This is a genomic window from Oceanotoga sp., assembly GCF_030445905.1.
Classification (GTDB): domain Bacteria; phylum Thermotogota; class Thermotogae; order Petrotogales; family Petrotogaceae; genus Oceanotoga; species Oceanotoga teriensis.
This window is the reverse complement of sequence record NZ_JASUSU010000010.1, coordinates 1-16,385: the sequence shown is the minus strand read 5'-3', so window position 1 is coordinate 16,385 and position 16,385 is coordinate 1. Positions and strand designations below refer to the sequence as shown.

The 16,385-nt window shown below is 27.9% G+C and carries 17 protein-coding genes, 1 pseudogene and 1 riboswitch; of the genes and pseudogenes, 10 read left to right on the top strand and 8 right to left on the bottom strand.

What is annotated here, in order from left to right; translation table 11 throughout:
* Window positions 1-13 precede the first annotated feature (13 nt).
* Window positions 14-901, top strand: a complete 888-nt coding sequence (locus PWP28_RS04320) for an ABC transporter substrate-binding protein (protein ID WP_305081383.1) — start codon at window positions 14-16, stop codon at window positions 899-901.
* Window positions 902-999: 98 nt separating this feature from the next.
* On the opposite strand, the gene surE is transcribed toward PWP28_RS04320, so the two are convergent.
* From surE to PWP28_RS04290, 6 genes are all read right to left on the bottom strand, one after another.
* Window positions 1,000-1,725 (bottom strand): 5'/3'-nucleotidase SurE, encoded by a 726-nt coding sequence (gene surE, locus PWP28_RS04315; protein ID WP_305081384.1) that lies wholly within the window; start codon window positions 1,723-1,725, stop codon window positions 1,000-1,002.
* A 4-nt stretch (window positions 1,726-1,729) separates the two neighbouring features.
* Complete coding sequence (locus tag PWP28_RS04310; protein WP_308644317.1) at window positions 1,730-2,368, bottom strand: hypothetical protein; 639 nt, start codon at window positions 2,366-2,368, stop codon at window positions 1,730-1,732.
* Window positions 2,365-3,831 carry a bifunctional hydroxymethylpyrimidine kinase/phosphomethylpyrimidine kinase gene (gene thiD, locus PWP28_RS04305; protein WP_308644316.1) on the bottom strand — a complete coding sequence of 489 codons (1,467 nt, stop codon included), beginning with the start codon at window positions 3,829-3,831 and terminating at the stop codon, window positions 2,365-2,367. Before thiD ends, PWP28_RS04310 begins: the two co-directional genes overlap by 4 nt.
* A complete protein-coding gene (gene thiE, locus PWP28_RS04300; protein WP_308644315.1) occupies window positions 3,828-4,454 on the bottom strand; it encodes a thiamine phosphate synthase in 627 nt (208 codons plus the stop codon). The genes thiD and thiE overlap by 4 nt, the downstream gene beginning before the upstream one ends.
* Window positions 4,444-5,244 (bottom strand): hydroxyethylthiazole kinase, encoded by an 801-nt coding sequence (gene thiM, locus PWP28_RS04295; RefSeq protein WP_264149237.1) that lies wholly within the window; start codon window positions 5,242-5,244, stop codon window positions 4,444-4,446. Before thiM ends, thiE begins: the two co-directional genes overlap by 11 nt.
* Before the next feature lie 72 nt (window positions 5,245-5,316).
* A riboswitch (TPP riboswitch) is annotated at window positions 5,317-5,427 on the bottom strand.
* A 75-nt stretch (window positions 5,428-5,502) separates the two neighbouring features.
* Window positions 5,503-6,153: an outer membrane beta-barrel protein gene (locus PWP28_RS04290; protein WP_305081388.1), complete on the bottom strand. Its 651-nt coding sequence runs from the start codon at window positions 6,151-6,153 to the stop codon at window positions 5,503-5,505.
* A gap of 221 nt (window positions 6,154-6,374) precedes the next feature.
* Here PWP28_RS04290 and PWP28_RS04285 point away from each other — a divergent pair, with 221 nt between their 5' ends.
* From PWP28_RS04285 to PWP28_RS04245, 9 genes are all read left to right on the top strand, one after another.
* A complete protein-coding gene (locus PWP28_RS04285) occupies window positions 6,375-7,412 on the top strand; it encodes a GGDEF domain-containing protein (protein ID WP_264149235.1) in 1,038 nt (345 codons plus the stop codon).
* Between the two features lie 92 nt (window positions 7,413-7,504).
* Window positions 7,505-8,887: a hypothetical protein gene (locus PWP28_RS04280; protein WP_308644314.1), complete on the top strand. Its 1,383-nt coding sequence runs from the start codon at window positions 7,505-7,507 to the stop codon at window positions 8,885-8,887.
* Between the two features lie 275 nt (window positions 8,888-9,162).
* Window positions 9,163-10,587 (top strand): FAD-dependent oxidoreductase, encoded by a 1,425-nt coding sequence (locus PWP28_RS04275; protein ID WP_109606649.1) that lies wholly within the window; start codon window positions 9,163-9,165, stop codon window positions 10,585-10,587.
* Entirely contained in the window at window positions 10,584-11,798 is a 1,215-nt protein-coding gene (locus PWP28_RS04270; protein ID WP_264149231.1) for an NAD(P)/FAD-dependent oxidoreductase, read from the top strand. Before PWP28_RS04275 ends, PWP28_RS04270 begins: the two co-directional genes overlap by 4 nt.
* Window positions 11,785-12,165 carry a DUF1667 domain-containing protein gene (locus tag PWP28_RS04265; RefSeq protein WP_109606653.1) on the top strand — a complete coding sequence of 127 codons (381 nt, stop codon included), beginning with the start codon at window positions 11,785-11,787 and terminating at the stop codon, window positions 12,163-12,165. The genes PWP28_RS04270 and PWP28_RS04265 overlap by 14 nt, the downstream gene beginning before the upstream one ends.
* 23 nt (window positions 12,166-12,188) lie before the next feature.
* Window positions 12,189-12,902, top strand: a complete 714-nt coding sequence (locus PWP28_RS04260) for an MIP/aquaporin family protein (RefSeq protein ID WP_308644313.1) — start codon at window positions 12,189-12,191, stop codon at window positions 12,900-12,902.
* 36 nt (window positions 12,903-12,938) lie between these two features.
* A complete protein-coding gene (glpK, locus tag PWP28_RS04255; RefSeq protein ID WP_109606657.1) occupies window positions 12,939-14,438 on the top strand; it encodes a glycerol kinase GlpK in 1,500 nt (499 codons plus the stop codon).
* 89 nt (window positions 14,439-14,527) lie between these two features.
* Window positions 14,528-15,076, top strand: a complete 549-nt coding sequence (locus PWP28_RS04250; protein WP_109606659.1) for a glycerol-3-phosphate responsive antiterminator — start codon at window positions 14,528-14,530, stop codon at window positions 15,074-15,076.
* A gap of 10 nt (window positions 15,077-15,086) precedes the next feature.
* Entirely contained in the window at window positions 15,087-15,965 is an 879-nt protein-coding gene (locus tag PWP28_RS04245; RefSeq protein ID WP_109606661.1) for a N(4)-(beta-N-acetylglucosaminyl)-L-asparaginase, read from the top strand.
* Here PWP28_RS04245 and PWP28_RS04240 read toward each other — a convergent pair.
* Together PWP28_RS04240 and PWP28_RS13810 are read right to left on the bottom strand one after the other, a co-directional pair.
* The gene (locus tag PWP28_RS04240) at window positions 15,943-16,197 is read right to left on the bottom strand and encodes a GIY-YIG nuclease family protein (protein WP_109606663.1); all 255 of its coding nucleotides are present in this window, start codon (window positions 16,195-16,197) and stop codon (window positions 15,943-15,945) included. The two genes, PWP28_RS04245 and PWP28_RS04240, sit on opposite strands and share 23 nt — an antisense overlap.
* A 53-nt stretch (window positions 16,198-16,250) precedes the next feature.
* Window positions 16,251-16,385: pseudogene (locus PWP28_RS13810) on the bottom strand (carbohydrate ABC transporter permease); the annotation flags it as partial.

Sequence of the window (16,385 nt, the reverse complement as noted above, 5' to 3'; positions counted from 1 at the left end):
TGGAGGTGTAGTTTTGAAAAAGGTATTTTCTACTTTATTTATAATGGTTTTAATGGTAAGTGCATTTTCTTTAAGTATAAAAGATGGTAAAATTTTCGATGAAAATGATTGGTCAGTAGAACTTAAAGAGTATAATAGTATAGTTTTAATAGATCCATCTACAACTGAAGTTGCTTTTTTATTAGGTGCTGAAGATAAAGTTAAAGCGATAGGTCATACATCGAGATCTCCTATATGGCCTTATGATAAAACTGTTAATATGGAAACAGTTGGAACTATAACTAAACCATCACTTGAAAAAGTTCTTTATTATAAACCCGATCTAGTAATACTAAATGGTATGATTACAGAGTTTGGAGAAACACTTAGAGGACATGATATAAATGTTTTAACTATGAGTGCAGATGGTATAGAAGATATTTTAGATAATTTGGAAATATCTGGAATAATCTTTGGAAAAGAAAGAGAAGCAATAGAAATGGCACAGACTAAAAAAGCTTTATTGAAAAAAATAAAAAAAGATATAAAGAAAAAACCTTTAAATATGAAAGGGGCATTCTTATACAGTACAAATCCTATAATGGGATTTAATGCAGATTCTCTTCCTGGCCAGATACTTGAAATCATGGGAGTTGAAAATATTACTAATGGAATAACAGCGGCAAGACCTATTTTGAGTCCAGAATATATATTGAAAGAAAACCCAGACTTTTTAATAGGTGCTATGAGTATAAAAAAACCAGAAGATATATTGAATGCAAGTCCTATGATAAATAAAACTAATGCTGGAAAAAATAAAAATATACTTTTAGTAGATTCTTCAAAGATATTAAGACCATCACCAAGAATTATAGAAGAAATTGAATCATTATATGAAGAATTATCCAATATAAATAATTAATTGTAATCTATTGTTTTTTTAAATTTTATTGACAAAAGGTAATTTTTATGATATAATTGAATTGTATTAAAAATAAATCCCAGCTTTGCTGGGATTTTTTATTTATTATTTTTTAAAAAGTTATAATCTGTATTATCTATTTTTAAAGGGGTTATTGTGATATAGTCTTTTTGAATATAATAATTATCTGTATTTGAATCATTTTTTTCTTCTATTAAATCACCATATATTATATATTCATCCTTATTTTTTTGTCTTATCCTGTTTGAATAACGTCTTCTACCGAGCTTTACGTATTTTTCTCCTTTTATTTGATAATCAGGTTTATTTGGCGAATTTATGTTTAGTATAGTACCTTTTGGTATATGTTTTTTATTTAAGATTTTTATTAAGACATTTATTATAGAATTATAATATTTTGTATTTCCATATTCTAAAGATAGAGCAATAGCTGGATAACCACTAAAAGCAGCTTCAAAAGCTGCACCAACAGTTCCTGAATATCTTATATCATCACCTATATTTGGTTCATCATTTATTCCAGATAATACTATATCAAATTTAATATTTTTGTATACATGATCGAGTCCCATTATTACAGAATCTGCGGGAGTTCCAGTAACATAATAAGAATCTTTTTCTCCACAATTCAATGAAAATTTTTTAATTTTTATTGAATCAGAAAAAGTTAAAGCACCACTCATGCCAGTATTTTCCTTTTCTGGAGCACAAATATATATATCATGATATTTTGATATTTTTTCAGCTAAAATCTTAATTCCTTCACTTTTTATTCCATCATCATTTGTCAATAGTATATTCATATTATTATTCTCCATTTTCATAATAATGATCAAATATTTGATTTTCAAAGTTTAAAGATTTTGCAAAGTAAACATTCATATTTTCTATATCATTGAAGTCATTTATAATATTTTCAAAGGTTATTATTACATTTTTGTATTCAATACTTAAAAGATCTTCACACCATTTTTTATATATAGATGAATTATTTTTTGATAGTTGATTTATATTTTTTTTAGCTAAAGAATAATAAGAATAATAGCATGAAAAAGCTGAAATTATACCTTCTTGAAATCCTTTTTTGGAAGAGTTTTCCAAATGATATAGATATTTCTTCATTATATTTGAATTATTATAATTTTTGATATCTTCAAAATTTATATTTAACTCTTTTATTATATTATAATAACTTTGAAATTCGCTGTTCACAGCGTTGTTTATTAAATTATTTAAGATGATCAATTCTTTTTCATTTCTTGCTTTTGATGCGATGATATTTAAATTTTTAATGGCTTTGAAAATATAATCATAATCATCTTTAATATATTTTATAAATTTATTTTTTGGAAGAATACCTTGAAAGATCTCTATTATAAAAGGATTATTATTTATTTTTTCTATTATTAATTTATTTTTTGATTTTAAAAATTCTATATTAGTCATTTTTTAACACCTTTTATTATTACATAATCTCCATGAGTATACCCTGATTTTGGTTCTTCTTCTATTATGTTTGAGTATTTTGGATGCATTGTAAGTGTTTGAATATATTCAATATTTTTTATTCCATATTCTTTCATTAAATCAGAAACTTCTTCTACAGTTGCCCATTTAACATCTTTTAAAAACTCTAAAGGATAAGGATATTCAGGAGATATTTTTTTATCAAATTCTCCTTTTAAATAAGATAAATCATATAATAAAGGAAAAGAGGATTCTTTTGGTAATATTGAAACTATAATTTCTCCATTTTTTTTACATACTCTTACAGCCTCTTGTATAGATTTTCTTTTATCATTTACAGATGCCATTATAGTGCCGAGATAAACATTTTCCCAACTTTCATCATCATAAGGTAACTCCTCTGCATATCCTATTTTAACATCTAATCCTTTACTTTTAGCGAGTTTTGCCATATCTTCTGAAGGTTCTATACCCTCTTTAATTCCAAGTTCTTTTGCAAAAAGACCATCTCCAATACCCACAGCAAGAGTTTTTTCGGGATTTTTTAAAGCCTTTTTTTGTGCTTTTAATTCATTTTCGAATAATATTTTATTTGATTTGAACCATTTATCATAATCATTTGCATGATATTTAAAATGTTGAATTTTTGCTGGTTTTATATTATGATTCAGTGGACCATGTCCATGTCCAATATTTTTAGGGGCATATTTTATAGCTTTTGTTATGAAATCTTTAGCTATAGTTAAGGCATCTTTTAATGTATAATTTTGGGCTATTAATGAAGTTATTGCTGCCGATATTGTACAGCCAGTTCCATGAGTGTTTTTTGAATTGATTCTTTTTTCTGAGTATTCATAAAAATTAAATCCATCATATAATATATCTGTTGCAATTTCACCTTTAAAATGTCCCCCCTTTAAAAGAATATTTTTAGCTCCTTTTTCATATATTTTAATACAGGCATTTTTCATATCTTCTATATTTTTAATAGCCATTTCACTTATTATTTCAGCTTCTGGTATATTAGGTGTTATCAGATATGATATTGGAATTAATTCTTCTATTAAAAATTTTTCATTGTTTTTTTTCAATAGAAATTCTCCACCTTTTGCAACCATTACGGGATCTAATATTATTTTATCAAATTTATATTCTTTTAATTTTTTTGCAATAGTTTTTATAGTTTTTTCTGTTGAAACCATACCTATTTTTAATGCATCGGGTCTTATATCTTCAAAAACCATATCTATTTGATCTGAAATTATTTGAGGATCTATGTCTTGAATTGATTTTACCTGTTGTGTATTTTCAGCTGTTATTGCTGTTATTACAGACATTCCATATACTTCAAAAGTATGAAAAGTTTTTAAATCTGCTTGAACACCTGCTCCGCCACTGCAATCTGTGCCAGCAATTGTTAATGCTTTTGCTTTATAATTCATATATGTTCCTCCTCTATTATTTTTAAAAATTCTTTAGTTGTCTTTTCTATATCTTTAGAACATAGCAAGGCAGATATTATACAAACTCCATCTATATTAGTTTTTAAAACTTTTTTTATATTTTTTAAATTAATTCCACCTATTGCAGCAACAGGTATTTTTATTTTTTTCATTAGATCTTTTAAAGATTCTATTCCCATATAATTGGCATCTTTTTTAGTCTGAGTGGAAAAAATTGCTCCAGCTCCTATATAATCGGCACCTTTTTTTTCAGCTATTAAAGCTTGTTCAATATTTGAAGCAGATACACCAATTATCATATTTGAGGCGTATTTCTTTACTATTTCTATAGGCATATCATCTTGACCTATATGAATTCCATCTGCTTGTATTGCAAGAGCAATATCTAATCTATCATTTATTATCAATGGAACATTATGATGATTACAAATTTTTTTTAGATCTTTTGCAACTTCTATCATTTGTTTTGTATCGGTATTTTTTGCTCTGTATTGTACACAAGTTGCACCACTTTTTACAGCTTTTAAAACACTTTCTCTCTCATCCATATAATTAATGTCAGTTATCATATAAAGTTTTAATATGTCTTTATTAAATTTCATTTATTTCAACTCTTTTCATTTTTGAAATAGTTTCTTTATTTAATTTCATTAAATTATCTAAAAGTTTTATTTTAAAAGATCCAGGAAATTTTTTTTCCCTTTCAGAAATTTCAGCTGCTATATTAAAAAATTCAACAGCAGAAATAGCTGCTTCAAAAGGATCTGTTATAGAAATAAAAGCACCTATTAAAGCACCTAAAGAACATCCAGCTCCTGTAATCTTTTGTAGCATTTCTGATCCATTAAAAATTTTTGCAATTCTATTTCCATCACTAATATAATCAATTTTTCCAGTTGTAACTACTGTACAATCAAATTTTTTAGCTGTTTCTATAGTAATTTTAGATGTAAAAGATTCTTCAGAAATAGTTGCATCTACCCCACGAGTTTTTCCTATTATTCCATTTATTGCAGCTATTTCTCCTGAGTTTCCTTTTATTATTTTTGTATTAGCTTTATTTATTAATTCTATACTTAAATTAGTTCTCAATTTACTGGCACCAGCACCGACAGGATCTATTATTACTGGAATTTTAGTTTTTTTTGAAATATTTGCTTGAAATCTCATTTGATCTGAAGTTGTTTTATCTAAAGTTCCAATGTTTAAAAGGAGTGCAGAAGCTATATTTTGCATTTCTTCTGCTTCTTCTTCACAATAGGACATTATTGGAGAGGCTCCACTACTTAAAAGAACATTGGCTGTAAAATTTGTAACCACATTGTTTGTAAAACATTGTATTACAGGATTTTTTTCACGCATTTTAATAAGATTTTCTTCTACAAATTGCATATAATTTTCCCCCTTAATATAAAAAATACTCCGCATCATGCGGAGTACTTTTTGATTTTATATAAATATTATTTTTTATATATTGTCCATCCCTCCGCCAGTATTACCTGGATCAGGTTCACGGGTTCCAGATTTGCTATATCTGTCTCAGCTCCAGCAATAGGAGCACTCCCTGGAATTTCTTTTTTATTTACTTTTAATATAATTATAAATCAAACATGTTAATTTATTACTTCATTATATTTATTTGATCATTAATTAAAATTCTAAACTTAAACCAATTCCAATTCTCATACCACCTAAATCTAATTCTTTTTTCGTACCTTCATATTTTTTATAATTATCATCTGAAATTGTTTTTATTTCAGTCAAAGGAAGTTTAGCTATTCTGTAATTACCATTAAGATTTATATTAAATCCATTTTTTATTTCATAATTAAATCCAGCACCCAGTACATATCCCATACCGGTATATTTTTCACCTGGTGTAAAAGATATAGAACCAATAGATCCTTTTGAAGTAGTTTCATTCATATAGTAAATTAAACCTGCTTTTGCATCAAAAGAAAATGGAGTTGCTGGTATATTTACCTTTAATTTTAAAGCACCATATGGTCCAAATGTATTTTGAGAAATTGAGAAACTGCCATCTGAGTTTTTATAAGAACTGTTGAACCAATCAATTCCTCCTTCTATACCTAAGTTATGATTTAAATACAAGGCCATTCCAGCATATGCACCATACCCTTTTGAAATTTGTTCTTTAATGTCTTCATCAACAGATGATTTTTCATTGTCGATATAATAGTCGAAGTTATGAGTGTTATAAGTTCCACCTCCAACTATATCGAATGCAAAAGATAAACTGAAAATACTTAAAGATAATAATAAAATTAATACTCTTTTCATAATAAAGTCCCTCCTTTTGATTATAATTAAATCTTACAATAATAAAATTAATAAAAGTTTAAAGAATATATATAGATCTTTTGCAAAATATTATGTTTATAAAATATTAAGATTTATATAAATATAATGAAAATGTTTCTATTTTTTAATAAATTAAAAAGAATTATCAAGATTATATATTATAATTAGTTCGTATATGATATCTTTTTGGGAGGATTTCTATGAATCATAAATTTTTAGATTTAATTTTTGGAGGGGAAGAAAACTCCTTAGAACAAAAGATCTTTTATGTTTCCTGTCTCACTGGAACTTTGGCTTGTTTACAAGGTTCTTTTATGAATTTTCTAAGATTTAATACTGAATTTGGATTTATATTATTTTTTATAGGCATATGTTATTTGATATTTTATTTGTTTACAAAATTTGTTGATTATACGAAAAATATACATTTTTTAGTATATATAATTACTATTATTAATTTTTATCCCATAATTTGGATATTAGATGGTGGTATATTGGGAACCGTACCATATCATTTTCCAGTATTTATAGTATATTTGTTTTTAAGTTTAGATGGAAATAGAAAAAAAGTAGCTTTTTTATCTTTTTTTATTATGATAACTTTTTTAATATTTTTACAATACTTTAATCCGAGTATGTTTCATAGAGAACAAAGTATACATGAAAAAATTTTATCTGTATACAGTCAAATATTAACAATATTTTTATCTTTATATTTTTTGATGTATATATATTTTCAAGAATTGAAAAGTAAAAAAGAAAGTTTAGAAAAATTGGCTAAAAATGATCCTTTAACTGGAATTTTTAATAGGAATCATTTTTTTGAAAAGGTTGAATTTTGTTTAAAGAATACTTTTGATAAGAATATGTATTTAATGATGTTTGATATAGATGATTTTAAAAATTTAAATGATAAATATGGCCATTTAGAAGGAGATAAAGTAATTTTAAAAGTTGTAGAAATAATAAAAAATAATATAAGTGAAGATGATTTTATAGGAAGATATGGTGGAGATGAATTTGTTGTTTTTTTTAACAATAAAAATGATGATTATATAAGAGAATTTTGTTTTAAAATAAAGAATTCGATTCAAAGTATAAATTTTTTTGAAAGCATTTCTATGAGTGGTGGAATATCAAAATACGATAAAAACTTTGATATGGATACTTTTATAAAAATAGCCGATGATAAAATGTATGAAGTGAAAAGATCAGGTAAAGGTAAAGTCTGTTTTTAATATTAAATTCTTATTCTTTTTTTATTTTATATATTAATTTTAAGATGACATTGTATAATATACGTATAAAAAAGTATAAGGAGCTGAATTTTATGAAAAAAATTGCAGTTTTATTGATTTCTATCATATCCATTTTATCATTTTCATTTGATGTTAAATTTAATTTAAATCCAAAATTAGATTTTGATAAACTTTCAACTGAAATGAGATTTGATTTAAGTCATGAATATGAATATTTTAAATTTTTGGCCGATATGTCTTTAAATAGTGATGAAAAATATGGAACTGGACAAGGCGGAGGACTTGATAAATACTATTATTATATGAATAATGGTGGAGTATCAATGAAATATGAAAATATAGAGTTTGATGCTGGAATTTTTGAACATTATGATGAAGTTCATTCACCATATTCACTTTTTATATCTTCTCTGGGAAATAATTCAATGATTTTAAACTTTAGATTTGAAGATGATAATTTCTTTTATGGATCGAGATGGATTAGGTTAAATAAAAATTCTGCCCTTTCTTATCCAGATAGAGGTGCCAATTATAAAGTTTATGGATTAAAATTTGGAAATATAAGATTTGCATATCAAGATTCTATAGTATATACTGGCAGATATTTTGATGCGGAGTATTTTTTGAATCCAATACCAAATTTTTTTGTTCAGTATATAAATGTAAGTTCAGGTAATCCTTGGCAGCAAAATGGAAATGATAATTCTATAATGGGATTTTTAATAGACATAGAAGAAGATTATTATTATGCATATGCTCAAATATTGGTTGATGATATAAATATGAATAGATTCTTAAAACCAGAAGGATATCAAAATCCAGATAAAATAGCATGGTCATTGGGTGGAAATTTCGATACGAATTTTGGTAATATAGGTCTTTATCATGCTGGAGCAACTAAGTATACATTTGAGCCTTATGGTAATTCTACTCAAAATACTATGTATGGATATACTTATTATCCTGATGTTGAGTATGAGGTTAAAACTATTAATAAAACTATTTTAAATGAAGATAATTATATTGGGTATTACAATGGTGAAAATAATATTTCTTTTATGATTACATATAATAATGAAAAGAATTCAAGTGATTTATTGTATAAGGGAAGTATAGAATATTCTGTTTCAGGTAGCAAATCACCAGCCAATCCTTGGCATGAAAAACCTGATTGGAATTCAGGAATAGATGGACATAAAAATAGTACAAAACTTTTAGATGAATCTGTACTTGAAAATAAATTAATTTGGAAAAATTACTTTAAATTCAATGTTCTTAATAATTTAAGTATAGGATTTAGAGCTGATGAAGGATATATATTTAATAAACTTAAACTTGTTGATGCAGAGCCAGAGTCTGAACATAATAATATAAAATATTATAAACCATCTAATGAAAATATTCCAATATTAATTCTTGGAATATATTTTGAGTATATTTGGAATATAAATTAAAAAAAGCCATATCAATTTGATATGGCTTTTTAATATTGTGAAAATATTAATTTTATTTTATTAATTTTTGAATATTTGAAGTTATATAGATATTTAATCTGAATATTTCGAGATAACTGCTCTTATTTGAAATTTAATGAGTTTGCAAAATTGTTTGTGAATTTGCTATAATATATGAAATTGAATAAAAGGCGGAGAATATGAGAAAGCCACATAGATTAAGCGTTTTTTAACGCTCAAGCTATGTGGTTTTTATTTTTTTGGAGGTGACCTTTTTGATTGCTGTAATAGGTGCTGGTGTTGTAGGTACTTTAATTGCAAGAGAATTAATTAAATATGAGAAGGATGTAGCTATTTTTGATGAAAAATCGGGACCTGGAAGAATGGTTTCAAAAGCTAATTCTGGAATAATTCATGGTGGTTATGATGATACTCCCAATACATTGAGAGCTAAGTTGAGTTATAAAGGAAATAAAATGTATGATGAACTTTCAAAAGATCTATCTTTTGATTTAAAAAGATGTGGATCACATGTAGTTGCATTTGAAGAAGAGGATTTAGAGTATATAAATTCCTTGGTGGAAAAAGCTATAAAAAATGGAGTTGAAGAATATCAAATTATAAAAGGCGAAACTTTAAAGAAGATGGAACCTAAGGTAAATGAAGATATAATAGCTTCTTTTTACTGTCCTATAGCAGGTATAGTTAATCCATGGATGGTGGCTCATCAAGCAGCAAGAAATGTTGAAATGAATGGTGGAAAACTTTATTTTAATAAAAAACTCATAGATGTTGAAATGAATGATAAAAGATATTTATTAAAATTTGAAGATGATTTTGAGTTTGAAGCAGATATAGTTATAAACGCTGCAGGTTTATATGCAGATGAAATAGCAAAATTATTTGGAGATGAAGTTCCAAAGATATATCCTGTTAAAGGAGAATATTATCTCACAAAACCAGAGTTTAAATATGTAAATTCTATAATTTTTCCAATACCCAATAAAATATCTAAAGGATGTTTAGTAGTTCCTGTTATAGATGGTGGATTTTTAATAGGACCAAATGCTCAAGAAATAAGAGATAAAAAAGATTTTTCAAATACCAATGAGGGTCTTTCTGAAATAAGAGAAAAAGGTTTAAAATTAGTTCCAGAAATAAATTATAGACAAGATTCTGTAAAAACATTTGCTGGATTAAGACCTGAAACGGCTGAAAAAGATTTTTATATAGGAAAAGGTGAGGGAAATGTTGTACATGTAAGTGGAATAAGATCTCCTGGATTGACTGCTGCACCTGCAATTGCTCAATATGTTGTTGATGAAATTATAAAAAAAGAAATGAATACAAAATTCTTAAAAAGACAAGATTTTAATCCTAAAGTAGATAGTTTTAGAGTATTTAATGAAGAAGATATAGATCTTTGGAATGAAAGAATTGAAAATGATCCAGAAGCTGGAGAACTTGTATGTTTCTGCAATAAAGTTAGCAAAAAGGATATTAAAGCGGCTATAAAAAAAGGTGCAAAAACTTTAGAAGATATAAAATTTTTGACAGGGGCATCTTTTGGAGAATGTCAAGGAAGTTATTGCTCATCAAAAATAGTAAAAATTTTGGCAGAAGAATTGAATAAGAAACCAGAAGATATTGTTATGAATGAAAAAGGAACTTGGATTATTGATTCAGAGGTGAGATTATGATTTATAATACAGATGTTGTTGTTGTTGGCGGTGGAGCGGCTGGTCTAGCAGCGGCATTAGGTGCAGCAGATGAAAATGCCGAAGTTATTTTAGTTGAAAGAGAAGATGATGTTGGTGGAGTTTTAAATCAATGTATACATAATGGTTTTGGACTTCAATATCTAAAAGAAGATTTAACTGGTCCTGAATTTAAAGAGATTATGCAAGAAAAAATTTTTAATCCAAAGATAAGAATATTACCAAAATCATATATTTTGGGAGTTAATAAAGATAAATCTGTTTTTCTTGTTAATAAATATGGTGTTCATACGATTAATACAAAAACTATGGTTATTGCAACAGGGGCAAGAGAAAGGCCATTTTCGTCTATAGGAATAGCTGGTAAAAGACCTTCAGGAGTCTTTTCGGCAGGACTTGCTCAAAGATATATGAATTTAATGAATTTGAAACCAGGAAATTCAGCTTTAATAGTCGGTTCTGGTGATATAGGACTTATAATGGCGAGAAGACTTACTCTTGAGGGAGTTGATGTTAAAGCTGTTATTGAGATTATGTCATATCCTGGAGGGCTTGAAAGAAATATTCAACAATGTTTAAAAGATTTTAATATACCTCTATATCTTTCAAGATCTGTAAAAGAAATAAGTGGAGAAGAAAGAGTTGAAAAAATATTAACTACAAAAGTAGATGAAAGATTTAATTATGTAGATGGAGAAGATATGATTTTTGAAGTAGACACTTTAATATCTTCTGTAGGATTGATACCAAATATTAAACCTTTTGACTTTTTAAATCATGATAATGGCTTTATAACTTCCAATACAAATCAAACATCTGCCGATTGGATATTTGCTGCTGGTAATTGCACTGTAGTGTTTGATTTAGTTGATTATGTTGCAGCACAAGGAGAAAAAGCCGGAAGATTTGCTGCAAAAAAAGCATTAAAAGATTATGAAGATGATAAAATCATAAAACTTCAAAAAAGCAAAAATATAGGAATAATGTATCCTACATATATAAACACTGATTTTAAAGGAGAACTTTTTTTAAGAGTAAAAAAACCTTTTAATAAAATATGCATAGAAATACCTGAATATGGAATAAAAAAAGTTATAAATGAAGCTATTCCTTCGGAAATGATAAAAATTCAATTAAGAGATATAAAGAATTTTAATGAAATTATAGAGGTGAAAGCTTATGAAATTGTTTGAAGAGAGAATGACATGTGTTAATTGCCCTGTTGGATGTAAAGTTACAATAAAATTTTATGAAGATAAAACTATAGAAAGTATTGAAGGAAACAGATGTGAAAAAGGAAGGCAATTTGTTATAGATGAAATAATAGATCCCAAGAGAACTCTTGTTACAAGTATTCTCGTTAAGAATGGTAAACAGCCTCTCACATCTGTAAAGTCTGATAAACCATTACCTTTAAAATTTGTTGAAGAAGCTATGAAAATAATAAGAAAAACAGTAGTTAAAGCACCTGTTAAAAGGGGGGATATTCTAATTAAAAAAATTTATGAAGATGTGAATATAATATCTACAAGATCTGTTGAAAAAGAAGAACTCCCTTAAGGTGTAATTATATATTAAGGAGTGTGGGGAAAATGTCGACATTTGTTGCTGAAATTATTGGAACAGCTGTTCTGATATTGTTGGGCGATGGAGTTGTTGCTGGGGTTTCTTTAAATAAGTCGAAAGCAAAAGACTCCGGATGGATAGTCATAACTTTTGCATGGGGTTTAGCAGTATCGATGGGAGTTTTTGCTTCTGGTGAAGTAAGTGGAGCTCATTTGAATCCAGCTGTTACAGTTGGATTAGCTTCAATAGGAAAATTTCCTTGGGCTGAAGTGCCTATGTATATATTTGCTCAGTTAATAGGTGCGTTTATTGGTGCAGTATTGGTTTGGTTGACCTATTTGCCTCATTGGAAAGAAACTGAAAGCCAAGAAAGTAAATTAGCTGTTTTTTGTACGGCACCAGCCATAAGAGATTATGGTAAAAATATGTTAACAGAGATTATAGGGACTTTTATGCTCGTTTTTGGTATTCTTTTTATAGGAACAAATAATTTACAAAATGGAGTATCTGCATTATCTGTTGGTTTATTAGTATTTGTTATAGGAATGTCATTAGGTGGACCAACCGGTTATGCAATAAATCCTGCGAGGGATTTAGGACCAAGAATAGCACATGCTATTTTACCCATACATGGCAAGGGTAAATCTGATTGGAAATATTCATGGGTGCCTGTAATAGGTCCTATTATAGGTGGTATTATAGGTGCATTTACATTTAACTTAATATTTTAAATAAAATGTGTATAAGAACAAAAGGGGGATACAATTATGAAAAAATATATTCTTTCATTTGATCAAGGAACAACAAGTTCAAGAGCTATACTCTTTGATCATAATGGCAAAATAAAAGGAGTTTCTCAGAAAGAATTTAAACAGATGTTTCCAAAATCTGGTTGGGTAGAACATGATGCAATGGAAATATGGGGAAGTCAAAGTGGTGTTGCAAGAGAAGTTCTTGAAACGGCAGGAGTTAAACCAGACGAAGTTGCAGCAATTGGTATAACAAATCAAAGAGAAACAACTGTCGTTTGGGATAAAAATACTGGAAGACCTGTTTACAATGCCATTGTATGGCAATGTAGAAGAACAGCAGCCATTTGTGATGAGTTAAAAAGAAAAGGTTGGGAAGAAAGGATAAAAGAAAAAACAGGTCTTGTAATAGATGCTTATTTTTCAGCAACAAAAATAAAATGGATTTTAGATAATATAGATGGTGCAAGAGAAAAAGCTGAAAAAGGGGAATTATTATTTGGAACTATAGATACATGGCTCATATGGAATTTAACAAGGGGAAAAGTTCATGTGACAGATTATTCCAATGCATCAAGAACTATGCTATATAATATAAAAGAATTAAAATGGGATGATGAAATACTTGAAGAGTTAAATATACCTAAATCTATGCTTCCAGAAGTTAAGCCTTCAAGTTGTGTATATGGTTACACAGATGAACGAACTTTTGGAGGATCTAATATCCCAATAGCTGGAATTGCAGGAGATCAACAGGCAGCACTTTTTGGACAAGCTTGTTATCAACAGGGAATGGCAAAAAACACTTATGGTACAGGTTGTTTTATGCTCATGAATACTGGTGAAAAACCTGTTGAATCTAAAAATGGTCTTTTAACAACTATAGCATGGGGTATAGAAGATAAAGTTTATTATGCATTAGAAGGTAGTATATTCGTTGCTGGAGCTGCAATACAATGGTTGAGAGATGAATTAAGACTTGTATATGATGCACCTCAATCAGAATATTATGCTAATCTGGTTAAAGATACAGAAGGTGTTTATGTTGTGCCTGCTTTTACAGGACTTGGAGCACCGTATTGGGATATGTACGCAAGAGGAGCTATTTTAGGTCTAACAAGAGGAACAAAGAGAGAACATCTTGTAAGAGCTACACTTGAATCTTTAGCATATCAGTCTAAAGATGTTTTAGAAGCTATGCAACAGGATTCTGGTATAGAGTTAAAAGCTTTAAAGGTAGATGGTGGAGCGGCAGCAAATGACTTTTTAATGCAATTTCAATCTGATATATTGAATGTTCCAGTATTAAGACCTTCTGTACTCGAAACAACGGCTATGGGTGCAGCATTTCTTGCAGGACTTGCAGTTAAGTTTTGGGAAAGTGAGAAGGATATACAAAATATATGGGAAGTTAATAAGACTTTTGAAAGTAAAATGGAAGAATCCGATAGAATAAAAAAATATAAAGGATGGCAAAAAGCAGTAAAAAGAGCTATGGATTGGGAAGAAAAAGAATAAATTTTATCAAAATGATCCTTGATTTATCAAGGGTCATTTTTTAATATTTTTAGTATAATAGAATTAAATACTTACAGGAGGAGATTTTTATGATATTTTTCAAGAAAAATACTGTTATACCAGCTGTAAGAGACATTAATGATTATGATGAGGCTTTAAACTCTAAAATGGCTTCTATATTCTTACTTGGAGGTTCTTTGGTAGAATTGAAAGATTTACATGAAAGAGCTAAAGAATATGGCAAAAAATTAATAGTCAATGTTGATCTCGTTTCTGGAATAGCTATAGACAAAAAAGGTATAGAATATCTTAAGAAAAATGATATGTGTGATGGAATAATATCCACAAGAAATACAGTCATTCAGGCAGCTAAAAAATTTGATTTTTTTACCATACAAAGAGTATTTTTAATAGATTCGTCCTCACTCAATGCATTAAAAAATGTTATTATAAATACAAAACCTGATATGATAGAAATATTACCTTCAGTTGCAGCACCATTTTTTTTAGAAATATACAAAAATATAAATACTAAAATTATTGCTGGAGGTCTAATAAGAAATAAAGAAGAAATAAATGAACTTTTTTCAAATGGAGTTTATGCCGTGTCTACGAGTAAAAAAGATTTATGGAAATAGGAGTGATGCTATGCATTATGGTATTATAGCAACATGGGAAATGGCATTTGAAGGTATAAAAAAAGGGTTTGAATTAATTGAAAAAAATTTTAGTTCTGAACAAGCTTTAGAAGAAGCTATAATGGATGTGGAAGACAATCCAGAATTTAGCTCTGTTGGTTTTGGTGGATTGCCAAATGAATTTTGTGAAGTTGAATTAGATGCAGCTTTTATGAATGGAGATACTTTATCTATTGGCGGTATAGCTGGAATAAAAAATTTTTCAAATCCCGTTTCAATTGCAAGATCTCTTATGAAAAATAGATTTAATAATTTTCTTGTTGCTGAAGGGGCAGAAAAATACGCGGATTTAAATGGATTTAAAAGAAAAAATATGTTAACTGAAAATGCGATGAAACAATGGAATTTAAGAAGAGAAAAAGTCATGAAAGAAGGACTATCTCCTTATGATGGTCATGATACAGTTGGAATGGTAGCTTTGGATTTTAAAAAAACTATATGTTGTGCAACATCTACAAGCGGATTATTTATGAAATTAAAAGGTCGTGTTGGTGATTCGCCTTTTTTTGGTTCTGGACTTTATGCTGATAGTGATATAGGTGGAGCTACAGCAACTGGTTTGGGCGAAGATATAATGAAAGGTAGTATTTCATATGAAATAGTTAGAAATATGGAAATCGGTATGAGTCCTCAAGAATCTGCTGAAAAAGCTGTTTTTAAGCTTCATAAAAAATTATCAGATAAAAGAGGAAAAGCTGGGGATATATCTGTTGTTTGTATGAATAAAGATGGCGATTTTGGAGCAGCAACTAATATAGATGATTTTTCATTTGTTGTAGCAACAGATAAACAGCCTTTAAAAGTTTTTAAATTAAACCGTTTTTTTTAATTAATATTAATTTGTTTTTTCTGGAGAGTTTTTTTATTTCATACTCTCTTTTCATTGCATCACTTTTATTTTTGAACTCTTCAAAATAAACAATTTCAACAGGTAAACGACTTCTCGTATACTTTGAACCTTTTCCAGAGTTATGAGTTTCTAACCTTTTTTTTAAATCATTTGTCCAACCTGTATACAATGAATTATCAGAGCATTTTAATATATAAGTATAACATAACATATTATCACCTTTTAATAAAAACAGGAGAATACTCCTGTTTTTTTGATATAAACTTAACCTTTAACAGAACCAGATAAAAGACCTTTTAGGAAATACTTACCAAGAACGATATAAACGATAAGAGTGGGTAAAGCAGCAACCAAAGCACCTGCCATTTGAACATTCCACTCAACGACTTGAGAACCAGC

Bases quoted from the DNA above. Each gene is read 5' to 3' on its own strand.
- PWP28_RS04270 (WP_264149231.1), top strand. From the start codon at position 10,584: ATGATTTATAATACAGATGTTGTTGTTGTTGGCGGTGGAGCGGCTGGT.
- PWP28_RS04240 (WP_109606663.1), bottom strand. From the start codon at position 16,197: ATGTTATGTTATACTTATATATTAAAATGCTCTGATAATTCATTGTAT.
- PWP28_RS04250 (WP_109606659.1), top strand. From the start codon at position 14,528: ATGATATTTTTCAAGAAAAATACTGTTATACCAGCTGTAAGAGACATT.
- thiE (WP_308644315.1), bottom strand. From the start codon at position 4,454: ATGAAATTTAATAAAGACATATTAAAACTTTATATGATAACTGACATT.
- PWP28_RS04285 (WP_264149235.1), top strand. From the start codon at position 6,375: ATGAATCATAAATTTTTAGATTTAATTTTTGGAGGGGAAGAAAACTCC.
- thiD (WP_308644316.1), bottom strand. From the start codon at position 3,831: ATGAATTATAAAGCAAAAGCATTAACAATTGCTGGCACAGATTGCAGT.
- PWP28_RS04280 (WP_308644314.1), top strand. From the start codon at position 7,505: ATGAAAAAAATTGCAGTTTTATTGATTTCTATCATATCCATTTTATCA.
- glpK (WP_109606657.1), top strand. From the start codon at position 12,939: ATGAAAAAATATATTCTTTCATTTGATCAAGGAACAACAAGTTCAAGA.
- PWP28_RS04245 (WP_109606661.1), top strand. From the start codon at position 15,087: ATGCATTATGGTATTATAGCAACATGGGAAATGGCATTTGAAGGTATA.
- PWP28_RS04310 (WP_308644317.1), bottom strand. From the start codon at position 2,368: ATGACTAATATAGAATTTTTAAAATCAAAAAATAAATTAATAATAGAA.
- PWP28_RS04265 (WP_109606653.1), top strand. From the start codon at position 11,785: ATGAAATTGTTTGAAGAGAGAATGACATGTGTTAATTGCCCTGTTGGA.
- thiM (WP_264149237.1), bottom strand. From the start codon at position 5,244: ATGCAATTTGTAGAAGAAAATCTTATTAAAATGCGTGAAAAAAATCCT.
- surE (WP_305081384.1), bottom strand. From the start codon at position 1,725: ATGAATATACTATTGACAAATGATGATGGAATAAAAAGTGAAGGAATT.
- PWP28_RS04290 (WP_305081388.1), bottom strand. From the start codon at position 6,153: ATGAAAAGAGTATTAATTTTATTATTATCTTTAAGTATTTTCAGTTTA.